Annotated in this window: 13 protein-coding genes; 8 read left to right on the top strand and 5 right to left on the bottom strand. The window is 54.7% G+C overall.

What is annotated here, in order from left to right; all coding sequences use genetic code 11:
- Positions 1-45 precede the first annotated feature (45 nt).
- Positions 46-1,296: a tyrosine--tRNA ligase gene (gene tyrS / locus AC0L7R_RS10075; protein ID WP_473656738.1), complete on the top strand. Its 1,251-nt coding sequence runs from the start codon at positions 46-48 to the stop codon at positions 1,294-1,296.
- Here tyrS and AC0L7R_RS10080 read toward each other — a convergent pair.
- On the bottom strand, positions 1,293-1,448 hold the full coding sequence (locus AC0L7R_RS10080; RefSeq protein WP_348108257.1) for a hypothetical protein: 156 nt from the start codon (positions 1,446-1,448) through the stop codon (positions 1,293-1,295). The genes tyrS and AC0L7R_RS10080 overlap by 4 nt on opposite strands.
- Positions 1,449-1,496: 48 nt before the next feature.
- Here AC0L7R_RS10080 and AC0L7R_RS10085 point away from each other — a divergent pair, with 48 nt between their 5' ends.
- From AC0L7R_RS10085 to AC0L7R_RS10115, 7 genes are all read left to right on the top strand, one after another.
- Complete coding sequence (locus tag AC0L7R_RS10085; RefSeq protein WP_473656740.1) at positions 1,497-2,390, top strand: GNAT family N-acetyltransferase; 894 nt, start codon at positions 1,497-1,499, stop codon at positions 2,388-2,390.
- Between the two features lie 71 nt (positions 2,391-2,461).
- On the top strand, positions 2,462-3,313 hold the full coding sequence (locus tag AC0L7R_RS10090) for a PhzF family phenazine biosynthesis isomerase (RefSeq protein WP_473656742.1): 852 nt from the start codon (positions 2,462-2,464) through the stop codon (positions 3,311-3,313).
- A complete protein-coding gene (locus tag AC0L7R_RS10095; protein ID WP_473656743.1) occupies positions 3,303-4,265 on the top strand; it encodes a CorA family divalent cation transporter in 963 nt (320 codons plus the stop codon). Before AC0L7R_RS10090 ends, AC0L7R_RS10095 begins: the two co-directional genes overlap by 11 nt.
- Positions 4,266-4,323: 58 nt before the next feature.
- A complete protein-coding gene (locus tag AC0L7R_RS10100) occupies positions 4,324-4,737 on the top strand; it encodes a Fur family transcriptional regulator (protein ID WP_348108261.1) in 414 nt (137 codons plus the stop codon).
- Between the two features lie 230 nt (positions 4,738-4,967).
- Positions 4,968-5,864, top strand: coding sequence for an EamA family transporter (locus AC0L7R_RS10105; RefSeq protein ID WP_473656745.1), 897 nt, complete (start codon positions 4,968-4,970; stop codon positions 5,862-5,864).
- Between the two features lie 39 nt (positions 5,865-5,903).
- Positions 5,904-7,181: a phosphopyruvate hydratase gene (eno, locus tag AC0L7R_RS10110; protein WP_473656747.1), complete on the top strand. Its 1,278-nt coding sequence runs from the start codon at positions 5,904-5,906 to the stop codon at positions 7,179-7,181.
- A gap of 1 nt (position 7,182) precedes the next feature.
- Complete coding sequence (locus AC0L7R_RS10115; RefSeq protein WP_473656748.1) at positions 7,183-7,605, top strand: cupin domain-containing protein; 423 nt, start codon at positions 7,183-7,185, stop codon at positions 7,603-7,605.
- Positions 7,606-7,661: 56 nt separating this feature from the next.
- On the opposite strand, the gene AC0L7R_RS10120 is transcribed toward AC0L7R_RS10115, so the two are convergent.
- From AC0L7R_RS10120 to AC0L7R_RS10135, 4 genes are all read right to left on the bottom strand, one after another.
- Positions 7,662-8,447: a TIGR00266 family protein gene (locus AC0L7R_RS10120; RefSeq protein WP_247127032.1), complete on the bottom strand. Its 786-nt coding sequence runs from the start codon at positions 8,445-8,447 to the stop codon at positions 7,662-7,664.
- A gap of 83 nt (positions 8,448-8,530) precedes the next feature.
- Positions 8,531-9,922: an exonuclease domain-containing protein gene (locus tag AC0L7R_RS10125; protein WP_473656749.1), complete on the bottom strand. Its 1,392-nt coding sequence runs from the start codon at positions 9,920-9,922 to the stop codon at positions 8,531-8,533.
- A 1-nt stretch (position 9,923) separates the two neighbouring features.
- On the bottom strand, positions 9,924-10,445 hold the full coding sequence (locus AC0L7R_RS10130; protein WP_473656750.1) for a hypothetical protein: 522 nt from the start codon (positions 10,443-10,445) through the stop codon (positions 9,924-9,926).
- A 17-nt stretch (positions 10,446-10,462) separates the two neighbouring features.
- Positions 10,463-12,289 (bottom strand): DUF294 nucleotidyltransferase-like domain-containing protein, encoded by a 1,827-nt coding sequence (locus AC0L7R_RS10135; RefSeq protein ID WP_473660391.1) that lies wholly within the window; start codon positions 12,287-12,289, stop codon positions 10,463-10,465.
- Positions 12,290-12,309 lie beyond the last annotated feature (20 nt).

Below are 12,309 nucleotides of genomic sequence, written 5' to 3' on the forward strand. Positions count from 1 at the left end.
ACTTGCGCCTTATAGACTGCACTGCACACGAGATGGGAACAAGATATGACCTACCACCCCAAGTCCGAATTTATCGCAATCATGATGGAACGCGGCTTTTTGGCCGATTGTACCGATTATCAAGGTTTAGATGATGCGTTCTCGATGGGGGTCGTTCCTGCCTATATCGGCTATGATGCAACGGCAAAGTCACTGCATGTCGGCCATTTGATGAACATTATGGTGCTGCGCTGGCTGCAAAAATGCGGTCACAAGCCGATCACATTGATGGGTGGCGGCACAACAAAGGTCGGCGATCCATCGTTCCGGTCTGATGAGCGACCGTTGCTGGATGACGCGGCGATCCAGTCAAACATCGACGGCATGCAGCAGGTGTTTGCGAAATACCTCGACTACGGCGACGCGGACAACGACGCGATGATGCTGAACAACGCCGAATGGTTGGACGGGTTGAACTACCTGTCGTTCCTGCGTGACATCGGCCGTCATTTCAGCGTGAACCGGATGTTGTCGTTTGAAAGCGTGAAATCACGGTTGGACCGCGAGCAAAGCCTGTCATTCCTCGAATTCAATTATATGATTTTGCAGGCCTATGACTTCCTCGAATTAAACCGCCGCTACGGCTGCTTGCTACAAATGGGCGGGTCTGACCAATGGGGCAACATCGTCAACGGGATCGACCTGACGCGTCGGGTTCTGGATCACGAAATCTACGGGCTGACAACGCCGCTTTTGACCACATCCGATGGCCGCAAAATGGGTAAATCCCAAGGCGGCGCGATCTGGCTGAACGACGAAATGCTAAGCTCTTACGAGTTTTGGCAATTCTGGCGCAACACGACGGATGCGGACACGGGCAAGTTCCTGAAAATCTTCACGGAACTGCCAGTTGAAGAATGCGACCGTCTGGGCGCGCTCGAAGGGTCAAACATCAACGCGGCGAAGATCATCCTCGCCAATGAGGTCACAACCTTGCTCCACGGCGCGGATGCGGCGAAAGCGGCGGAAGCGACGGCGCGTGAGGTCTTTGAAAAAGGCGGCGTTGGGGATGATCTGCCAACGCTGACGTTGTCGGCGGATGATCTGGGCGACGGCATGTCCATCGTGCAGCTGATCGTCAAGGCGGGTCTGGCCGATTCCGGCAAAGCCGCTAAACGTCTGATCGGCGAAAACGGCGCGAAACTGAACGATGAGCCTTTGACCAACGCCGGTCTGATGATTGATGCTGCAGCACTTGCCAGCCCAATCAAGCTCAGCGCGGGGAAAAAGCGCCACGCTTTGGTCCAATTGGGCTAAGTCAGCAAGTCGATGACGCTGACTACAATGACGAACGGTATTGAAATGGCCGTCGCAACCAACGCGGCGGCCAATTTTGTGGGCCGTGGTCCATGGACGACGACGCCTGCAACACGGTGACGCTTAAGCCGGATGTCTTGTGATGATTTCATGGACAATCTTTACCAGTATTTAGGTTTCCATCTATTTAACTCGCGCACATGAAGATTGATCAATCGACGTTTCAGACGCCGCATCACCAGCCCTTGCAACAGCACCCTCATTTCGCAGCTGCGCTGTCCGGAATGGGCCAACCGATGACGTCCTACTTCCTGCCCGAAGTTGGATCCGCGCAGGTGTTTTCACGTCAGCTTTGGCCGCTTCGCAAACCATTCAAGATGATGTCGCGCGGGCCGTTCTGGCCCACTCCACCGTCCGAAAAAGCGCAATTCGACGCCGTCTGCATGCTACGCGATGAAAATGTGCGGGTCATAAACGCCGAAGATGTGGCACCTGCCATTCTGACGGCTGCCGGATACCGTCAGATCATGACGCCGGCCAGTGTGGCAGTCATGGATTTGCGGCACGGACCAGATGTCAGGCGCGCGCTCATGTCGATCAAATGGCGCAATGCACTACGCAAATCTGAATCCGCCGATCTGCGTATCTCAACACGCAGCTATCAAAACACGACCGACAAATGGCTGCTTGACGAAGATGAAAAACAACAGGCCGCGCGCGGGTATCGCGCCTTGCCTGCCGCTGTCACGCAGGCCTATTCCGTGATGAACAAAGGTCAGGCCATTATCGTCACCGCGTCACGCGTCGCCGTTCCGATTGCTGCAATGATCTTTTTGCGCCACGGATCAGCGGCAACATATCACATTGGCTGGACGTCGGATGAAGGACGAGCCTGCAATGCGCACAACCTATGTTTGGCGACGGCAATGGACAGCTTACAAGACCTTGGCACAGACGTGCTGGATCTTGGATCAATTGACACAGTCACGTCGCCCGGAATCGCGCGGTTCAAACTTGGTGCGGGGGCGCAGGTCAAAACGCTTGGCGGGACGTGGCTGCATTTAGGGTGCTTTCGAAAGTCAGCATCGTATTGAGGTGACTTGCAAAACATGTCGCGCCTGATCATGGTTTGGTTCGATACCAATCCAGATCATAAGGCCGCAGCATGCCATCATATCGCGTTTACGACGTCTTTACTGACACTGCTTTTGGCGGCAATCCGTTGGCGGTCTTCCCTGACGCAAAAGACATCCCCGAAGCGGCGTTGCAGAAAGTCGCCCGCGAATTCAATTTTTCAGAGACGACATTCGTCTTTCCACCAGATGATCCCGCCCATACCGCCAAAGTCCGCATTTTCACACCGACGCGCGAAATCGGTTTTGCAGGGCATCCAACGATTGGAACGGCCATTGCGCTTTCTGATCTCGGCTATGACGGACCCATGGTTCTGGAACTGGGCGTCGGCCCGATCCCTTGCAGGGTCACCAAAGACGGCGCGAGTTTCACAACAAGTGCGCCGCTCGATATTATCGCGCATCCATCGCTGGAATTGGTCGCCGCCGCAATCGACATCTCCCCAGAGCAAATCAAAACTGAAACGCATGCACCCACACAGGCCAGCTTGGGTCTTGAATTCGTGTTTGTGGAACTGAAATCACGTGCAGACCTTTCCGCCTGTACCCCTGTGACCGACGGGTTCAAAGCAGGAGCCGCGGTCCATCCGGCTGGATTAGATTTTGCAATTTTCGCCTATGTCCGCAATAGCAACCGTCTGGACGCGCGCATGTTCGCCCCGCTCGATAACATGCCCGAAGACCCTGCGACCGGCAGCGCCTGTGCCACCATCGCAGCCCTGCTAAGCGAACTTGCTGGCGAACCACTTTCGTTCGACATCCACCAAGGCGACGACATGGGACGCCCGTCGCGGATCAAAGCGACGGCCCTGCCCGGCCAACCCTATCCGATCAAGATTGCCGGAAATGCCGTATTGACGATGGAGGGGCAATTTGTCGGTTAATCCAACGCCGGTCACGGCGCTCGATATTTTTGCGGATGGCACGTCGAAACCGGTGACGGACCCGACCGCGTCGCCGGTCGACGGTGCTGCTTTTCGCTGGCTGCATTTTGATTTGCATACACTCGAGCTGGAGCAATGGTGCCGCGAATATCTCCCGCCGCTTGCCTTTCGCACGCTTCTGGCGCCCCGCACCAGACCACGCGTTGATATCCATGACGACGGTATCTTGCTGACCATGCGCGGGATAAACTTGAACGATGGCCAAGAAGTCGAAGACATGGTGTCACTGCGCCTTTGGGCCACGCAGAACCTTGTCGTGACGGTCAGAAAACAACGTATTTTTGCGCTTGATGACATCAAAAATCAAATCACAACGGGCGATGCCCCAGACACGCCTGCCCGCCTGATTGCGCGGATCACTGAACGGCTTGTTGATCGGATAGAGACCGTGTCACTCGACCTCGAAGACCGTGCTGAAGACATGGAAAACGCGGTTTATGACAGGCAGGCACCACCACCGTCCGAACTTGCCCCCTTGCGCCGATCAGTCATCACCTTGCGTCGCCATGTGGGGCCATTGTCCGAAGCGTTGGTTGATCTTGCCAAGATCGAAACACCACTCATTTCCAAGGCCTTTCGCAATAGGTTCCGACATACGGCCAACCGCGCAAAAAGATCTGTCGATGAAGTCCATGAAGTTGGTGATCGACTAACCGCGCTTGCCGATCATGTGGAACTGCAACAGGACGGTCGTTTGGCGCGCAATAGCTATGTCTTGTCCGTGATTGCCGCGATTTTCCTGCCGCTCGGTTTTTTGACGGGCCTGTTTGGCGTCAATGTCGGCGGGATGCCGGGCATGAACAACCCCGACGCCTTTTTGATCCTTTGTGGTGCTATGGTCGCAATTGGCGTGATTTTGTATATCGTTTTGCGGTGGATCAAGTGGTTCTAAGACTAGCCAGATCAGCCGGCACAGTCTAAAGGGGCGGCACCAACGGAAAGGGCCAGTGATGAGCAGCGGAATATTGCAAAAATGCGAAGCCAAGGGCCTGCGTATGACCGAACAACGCCGGACCATCGCGACTGTTCTCGAAGCCGCAGACGATCATCCTGATGTTGAAGAACTGTACAACCGCGCTGTTCTGGCCGATCCGAATATATCGTTGGCCACCGTGTACCGCACTGTCAAACTGCTTGAGGAATCCGGCATCCTTGAAAAGCACGAATTCGGTGACGGGCGTGCGCGGTATGAAACAGCCGACCGCGAACACCATGATCATTTGATCGACATGCATTCAGGTGAAGTGATTGAATTTGTCGATCCCGACATCGAAGCCTTACAGGAAAAAATTGCTGCAAAGCTCGGGTATCGCCTGATGGGTCACCGTCTGGAACTTTATGGTGTGCCTGTCAAAAAACCGTAATCAATACCGTGGCCACGGGCGCTGCCGCGACTTTACTCGCCAGTGCAGTCACCGACGCCCAACCCATCACAAATAGACAAAATCGCATTTCAAATCCCCAGATGATGCACAATTTTATCCTCCTAGAATTGGATGAAGACAGGCATTCATCAAGGCAGGGAATCCAGACCCTTTTGTTTCCGCCTCCCGCCATGTAACGCAGTGTCAGGACAACCTTGAGGATCACCCACATGGACAATGTTCGCGGTGCGATGCTGATGGTCTTGGCCATGTTCGGCTTCGCTGTCGAAGACATGTTGATCAAACAGATGGCAGCGGGCCTTGCTGTGGGTCAGGTGATCACGGTTTTGGGCATAGGCGGTGCGATCATCTTCGCATTTATCGCTAAATCTTACGGTGACAGACTGTGGTCCCCCGATATGTTGAACCCCACTTTGATGTTACGCAACGGGTTCGAAATGTTCGGCACCCTTGGTTTTGTTGCCGCGATCGCGCTGACCCCTATTTCAACGGCATCCGCGATCCTGCAAGCCACGCCTTTGGTTGTAACCCTCGGCGCCGCCTTGTTTCTGGGGGAAGCGGTTGGGTGGCGTCGGTGGCTTGCGATCGGCATTGGCCTGTTTGGCGTCTTATTGATTATCCGTCCTGGCATGGACGCGTTTGACCCAAAATCTTTGCTGGCCGTGATGGGCGTGATCGGCCTTGCCGGACGTGATCTTGCGACACGCCGGATCAAGGCGACGATTTCATCACGTGTCATCGCCTTTTATGCTTTTGTCGTGTCCATCTTTACGGGACTGTTGTTACTGGCATTCGGCGTCACCGGATCAAGCTGGTCGATGCCCGGAACAGTCGACACCTTCCGCCTGATCGCGGCCGTATTCATTGGTGTGGCAGCTTACTACGCCATCGTGGCCGCAACCCGTATCGGCGAAATGTCGATCATCGCCCCGTTCCGGTATTCACGCCTTGTCTTTGCGCTAGTCATTGGTGTTTTCGCATTCCAAGAAAGCCCTGACAGCCTGACCCTGCTGGGTGCATTCATCATCGTCGCATCCGGCATTTACACCCTGTGGCGCGAGTCGAAACTCCGCCACGCTTCACCTTCTGACGCAACCGCGCTATAGAACCGCTAACGCTAACACAGCCGACCTTAGGAGCCTCCCATGAGCACCATTATCGACATCCACGCCCGCGAAATTCTTGACAGCCGGGGCAACCCAACTGTCGAAGTCGACGTGACACTTGAAGACGGCACAATGGGCCGCGCCGCCGTGCCATCAGGCGCATCCACCGGCGCGCACGAAGCAGTTGAAAAACGCGATGGCGACAAAGGTCGTTACATGGGCAAAGGCGTGCTGGAAGCCGTCGCCGCCGTGAACGGTGAAATCGCCGAAGCGATCCTCGGCTTTGACGCGACTGAACAGGTCGGCATCGACATGGCGATGATCGAACTCGACGGGACACCAAACAAAGCCCGCCTTGGTGCAAACGCAATCCTTGGTGTATCCATGGCCGTTGCCAAAGCCGCTGCTGACTACACAGAACAGCCGTTGTTCCGCTACATCGGCGGCACATCCGCACGCACCCTGCCCGTTCCAATGATGAACATCATCAACGGTGGCGAACACGCGGACAACCCGATCGACATCCAAGAATTCATGATCATGCCGGTCTCTGCGACCAACATCAAAGAAGCTGTGCGCATGGGTTCCGAAATCTTCCATACACTGAAGAAAGAACTGACAGCGGCTGGACACAACACAGGTATCGGCGACGAAGGCGGGTTTGCGCCAAACATCGGATCAACCCGTGAAGCGCTTGATTTCATTATGACATCAATCGAAAAAGCAGGCTACAAAGCTGGCGAAGATGTCTATCTCGCACTCGATTGCGCAGCGACGGAATACTTCAAAGACGGCAAGTATGAACTGAAGGGCGAAGGCAAATCCCTGACCTCTGAAGAAAACGCCGAATACCTCGCGCAATTGGTCAATGATTACCCGATCATCTCGATCGAGGACGGCATGGACGAGGACGATTGGGACGGCTGGAAAGCCCTGACCGACAAAATCGGCGACAAAGTGCAGCTGGTTGGCGACGATCTGTTCGTGACAAACCCTGCACGTTTGGCTGATGGTATCGCGAAGGGGTCTGCGAACTCCATGCTGGTAAAAGTCAACCAAATCGGGACGTTGACCGAGACTCTTCAAGCTGTGGACATGGCGCACCGCGCACAATTCACCAACGTGATGTCGCACCGCTCCGGCGAAACAGAAGACGCAACCATCGCCGATCTGGCTGTTGCGACAAACTGTGGGCAAATCAAAACCGGTTCCCTGTCCCGTTCTGACCGTCTGGCAAAATACAACCAGCTGATCCGCATCGAGGAAATGCTGGGCGAAACTGCCATCTACGCAGGCCGTTCTATCCTGAAAGGCTGATATGACCGCCGATGCGATCATTCAAAAACTGAACCTCGCCCCCCATCCGGAGGGCGGGTTCTACCGCCAGACGTGGATTGCCGACAATGATGGCCGTCCTGTTGGCACTGCGATCTATTTCCTATTGAAAGACGGCGGCTCCAGCCATTGGCACACGGTCGATGCGACCGAAATCTGGTTTTACCATGCAGGCGCACCGCTGATCCTGTCGATCTCAGAAACTGATGCGGGGCCCGCCCGCGATATCCGTCTTGGCCCCGATGTTCTGTACGGTGAACACCCGCAAGGCATTGTCCCGAAAGGCTATTGGCAAGCCGCCCGCACCACGGGCGACTACACGTTGGTCAGTTGCACCGTGTCACCGGGTTTCAGTTTCGACGGTTTTCACCTCGCCGCGCCGGACTTCGACATCCCGCGCGGCTAGCCCCTTCTTTTGGTCTCAAATACCTCGGGGTTTGGGGCAGCGCCCCAAGACGCCAATTACCGATCGCCAAACATATCGCCTAAGCCGCCAAGGATGGATCCTTCACCTTTGCTTCCGCCCGGCCCAGCCGCGCGCATGATCCGATCAGCCAATCGCGAGAACGGCAAGCTTTGGAGATAAACCGTACCGGGGCCACGTAACGTGGCAAGGAAAATCCCTTCTCCACCAAACACCATCGACTTCAGGTTTCCCGCGCGTTCGATGTCGTAATCCACACCACCCGTCATCGCAGCAAGACAGCCCGTGTCCACGCGCATCACCTCGCCGGGTTTTAGATCCCGCTTAATGACCGTGCCGCCCACATGAATGAACGCCATGCCATCACCATTGAGGCGTTGGAGAATGAAGCCTTCACCACCAAAAAAACCCGCGCCAAGCTTTTTCTGAAATGCGATGTCTGTAGATGTCCCAAAAGCTGCGCACAGAAATGCATCCTTTTGACAGATCAGTTCCCCGCCCAATTCGGCCATGTTCACAGGGATGATCTTGCCCGGATAAGGTGCTGCAAACGCGACCCGCTTTTTGCCCTGCCCGTTGTTTGTGAAATGGGTCATGAAGATCGATTCACCGGTCAGCACACGTTTGCCAACGTTCAACAGTGAATCCATGATGCCGCCGGATGGCCGCGATCCGTCGCCCATGCGGGTTTCAAATCCGATTCCGTCTTCCATGTAATTCATCGCGCCAGCTTCGGCGATGACGACCTCTTGCGGGTCAAGTTCGACCTCTACAATCTGCATATCGTCGCCGAAAACTTCATAATCTACTTCATGGCACCGCATTTTAAATCTCCTGAATAAAACTATCGCCAGACTATGCCGCGACATGCCGTAACGACAACATCCGGTTTTCCCGACCTTCGGTTTTATCCTTTCAGAATCCGGCGGTGTTTCGCAGTTTCAGCCTGCAGTGCGCCAAACGTCGTCAAACCACGTCCTTCCAAAATCTTGAGCATTGCAAGAAACGCACGGCCCGTCGCCACGGCGTCACCCATTGCTGTGTGACGCAAATCAGCGGGGATCGTGATATCCAGACGGTCACAAAGTGTATCTAACGTATGGATCGCTGTCCCGCCAAAAGTGACCGCTGAAAGAAGTACGGTATCAAGGACCGGATTGTCGAATGTGATATCCCCACCCTTCGCGCCTCGGTCCAAAAATGCCATATCAAACGGTGCGTTATGCGCGACAAGAACTGCACCCTGCGAAAAGCGATGAAAGGCACTACACACCTGTGCAAAACCCGGTGCATCTGAAACCAGTGCATCTGTAATGCCATGCACGTCCGTAGATCGCGAAGGGATCAAACGCCCCGGATTAACCAAGGTTTCCAAGACTTCTCCGTCGACAATCTTCGCATTCACAATGCGCACGGCACCAAGTTGAACGACGTCGTCCTTTTGCGGATCGAGGCCAGTCGTTTCGGTATCAAGCACGACGTAAACGAGTTCAGACAGTGGCGTACTATCCAAATGGGTCGACTTTTCCGAACGCAGAAGATCAAAGTCATACGTTATCGGCCGCGCCGGTGCCAAGGCGTGCGGTTCTAACATCAAGGTGTACCCTCGGCCTTCTCTAAACATGCGGATGTAGCCGTGATAGGTTTCACCGCAATGTCCTTTAACCGCGATTTCACTGCGATCATTGGGACTGGTTTGCAGCTGAGCCAAGGCACCCGTGATCTGGTCCGCACCAAGGTAGTCAAACACCGACGTCTTAAGTTTCGCGGCTCCCACACGTTCCATCAAGTTGGCCGCTTGGCCGTCATACAGAACAATCTGATGGTCAGCACTGATCAACAGCGTGGCAATCGGAATGTCTGACAAGATTGTCACGAGCTGGTCACGCTGGGCCTTTAGCAGAGCCACTTCCGACTGTGCTATAGTTGCCTCGCCATTCAACGCTTCATCTAACACAGTTTGCGCAGCCACAACCGCTGGCCCAAGATCGCCCAGATACTGCGCCACCTCACCGTCGAAGGTCGCATTGCCACGGGTATGTGTTTTGACACGCAAACTTGCGGCGATCGCCTCAATCGGTTTGCTGACGTGATCGTCAAATAGCAGCCAAACGCCTGCGGACAGCCCTAGAATGCCAAACGCGGCGACCATTCCGCTCGTAACAAAACCTGAAATGGTGTCGCCATCTTCAACTTGCCGCCACCCCAACCAGAGCCCCACGGCTACCACACAGATGGCTGCGCATGCGTAGCCGCAGAACATCAAGAACACCCTGATCCGTAAACTCAAATGTGTCATGTTATGCGGATGCACAGGCCGCCAGTAAAACGGGCGCATCAGTTGCCATAGGTCGCCAATCTGCGTCGGAAACAGCGCCATCATCGTCGAATTCAACACCGTCAACCAGATCTGCCCGATTGCCTGCCGCGCAGTCGAACAGGACAGGAATTTTCGCCGTCCTTGTCCAGCGGCCATAAAACACCAAATCAACGATCCGCTGTTCCGGATGTGCGGGATGTGTTTTTGCACCCGCTTGATCCACTGCGACAAAGCGGCTGACAAATGGTTTTGCGTAAGTCCAAGGGCGATAGAACTGTTTGTCTTCAACAGTCTCCGCCACGATAAAACCAGCGGGCAAACTGGCTTGTGTCCTTGCAAACCAGCCATATTCGCTGGTGATCGTTGCCAACAGCATAGCCCCGCCTGCTGCGACCGGCATCAACCACGATGGCAAACGTCCCTTCAATGCGCGATTGATCGCCCAGACCAACAGGGCCGCAGCAACACCCGCCAAGATCGTACCGATCAGTTCAAAAAACATAGCGTCCTCCTATTGCATCAAGCCAGCGTACCGCGGCCTTGCATAAGCGCAGATTGCATCGTTTTGATCACCACAAACGCATCCCGCAAGTGACTGCGTTCAAACCCCGACAGGGTCGCAGGTAGTAAGAAATTGTCAGGCGCATTGCCCTGTTTGATCAGGCGTGCCTGATGGTCCAATCGTGTTTGGGCAATCAGATCGTAGGCATCAAGCAAATCATGCCCGCCGCTTTTACTAATGATACCACATTCAAGCGCGGCTTCGATCCGCGCGCGGGTATTGAGCGCCTTGACCTGTCCCTGCAACGCATACATCCGCCCAAGATCGACTACCGGAACGACCCCATTCAATTTCATATCAATGGTATCGCGATGTTCTCCTGCGCGGATCGTAGATAGCCCGCGTAACAGCCCCAACGGCGTCCCATGCGTCAGTGCATTGCTGGCCATATGCGCCGTGAAAATCGAATTTTCTGCTGCATGCCGCTGTGTTTCAGCGTGTAATTCGTCAAACAGCGCGTCGTCGCCGCCAACGACCCGCAAATCGAACATCACAGACGCCAGCATTTGCGCCTCTTTGCCCGGTGACGCGATCCAGCCATGAAAGTATGACGCCCAAACCGAAACTGGCTGACACCAACGCGGGTTCGTCACCATCATGTCGCCAGGGCAATATACGTATCCACAAGCATTCAAACCATCGGATACAAACCGCGCAAGTTGATCAAAATAAGCCGTGTCGTCCGTTACCAACCCGTCTTCGTAAATCAGACAATTGTCTTGGTCTGACACACCTGTTTGTTCTTGGCGTCCTTGTGACCCACAGGCAAGCCACGCATAACGTCCAGGTGCGGCACCAAGGGCGTCTTCCCCCATGCGGATCAACCGACGTGTCACCACATCTGCAATGTCGGTTATCATCCGTGTCACTGTGTCGTGGCGTTGGCCGCTTGCGACAAGCTGCACCAACAACTGCGGAATGCGCGCCGTTATGGCAGCAAGGTCAGGAACTGAAGTGGCACCTGCGACTTGCCCAACAAAACTGGCAGTGTGTGACGCTTGATAGCGGATCAAATCTGTCTGGGTTACGATCCCAACAAGCCGCTCTTCTGAAAGGACTGGCAAATGACCCAAGCGATGTTCCATCATCAAATGCAAAACGTCGGACCCGATTGCAGACGGTGATAAAACACGTGGCGTATCAGTCATAATCGATGCGACTGATGACGTCCGACTGATATCGTGGGCGACAACTTTCCCCACGACGTCCCGCAGGGTCACGATGCCTTTCAACGCGTCACCCTCTACGATGCAAAGGCAAGAAATCTTGGCATCGCTCATCAACCGGGCAGCATCTTGGATTGTTGTAGCAGGCGAGCAGCTGACGGGTTTTTTCACCATAAAGGCATCAACACGCGCAGCCGCTAATGTGCCACTATGACCAGTCGCCGTTCCCGCGGAACGCCCGGTACGCTGATAAAACCGCGCAAAGTCTGATTCACGTCTCAGAAGGTCATGAAAAACCGCAGACGGAATAACAAGCAGACGGCAATCAGTTTCGGCAACGGCCTGCGTGACTGCGGTTCCATCCTGCAGCAAACCACGCTCACCGAACGAATTTTCCCGACCAAGCAACGAAATGGGGACATCATTGTCATCGGTAACAGTCACTTGACCATCAGCGATGATATACAGGCCAGTCAGGGTATCACCAATCGTGTATATCGGGCGTCCTGCTGGGACATCCACCCAATCGCTTTGATCTAAAATCTGTGTACGCGTGTCCGCCGACAGCACGTCATAAGGGTGCAGATACGACAGAATAGATGTGTCAGTGTCGATCATCATGCGTTCCCTTGGTTAAG

The sequence above is a fragment of the Yoonia sp. D2-7 genome, from assembly GCF_055809435.1.

What these genes read in the sequence shown, in the direction of transcription:
- AC0L7R_RS10115 (WP_473656748.1), top strand. Translation starts at nt 7,183, where the DNA reads ATGACCGCCGATGCGATCATTCAAAAACTGAACCTCGCCCCCCATCCG.
- eno (WP_473656747.1), top strand. Translation starts at nt 5,904, where the DNA reads ATGAGCACCATTATCGACATCCACGCCCGCGAAATTCTTGACAGCCGG.
- AC0L7R_RS10090 (WP_473656742.1), top strand. Translation starts at nt 2,462, where the DNA reads ATGCCATCATATCGCGTTTACGACGTCTTTACTGACACTGCTTTTGGC.
- tyrS (WP_473656738.1), top strand. Translation starts at nt 46, where the DNA reads ATGACCTACCACCCCAAGTCCGAATTTATCGCAATCATGATGGAACGC.
- AC0L7R_RS10130 (WP_473656750.1), bottom strand. Translation starts at nt 10,445, where the DNA reads ATGTTTTTTGAACTGATCGGTACGATCTTGGCGGGTGTTGCTGCGGCC.
- AC0L7R_RS10085 (WP_473656740.1), top strand. Translation starts at nt 1,497, where the DNA reads ATGAAGATTGATCAATCGACGTTTCAGACGCCGCATCACCAGCCCTTG.
- AC0L7R_RS10100 (WP_348108261.1), top strand. Translation starts at nt 4,324, where the DNA reads ATGAGCAGCGGAATATTGCAAAAATGCGAAGCCAAGGGCCTGCGTATG.
- AC0L7R_RS10105 (WP_473656745.1), top strand. Translation starts at nt 4,968, where the DNA reads ATGGACAATGTTCGCGGTGCGATGCTGATGGTCTTGGCCATGTTCGGC.
- AC0L7R_RS10135 (WP_473660391.1), bottom strand. Translation starts at nt 12,289, where the DNA reads ATGATCGACACTGACACATCTATTCTGTCGTATCTGCACCCTTATGAC.
- AC0L7R_RS10080 (WP_348108257.1), bottom strand. Translation starts at nt 1,448, where the DNA reads ATGAAATCATCACAAGACATCCGGCTTAAGCGTCACCGTGTTGCAGGC.
- AC0L7R_RS10120 (WP_247127032.1), bottom strand. Translation starts at nt 8,447, where the DNA reads ATGCGGTGCCATGAAGTAGATTATGAAGTTTTCGGCGACGATATGCAG.
- AC0L7R_RS10125 (WP_473656749.1), bottom strand. Translation starts at nt 9,922, where the DNA reads ATGACACATTTGAGTTTACGGATCAGGGTGTTCTTGATGTTCTGCGGC.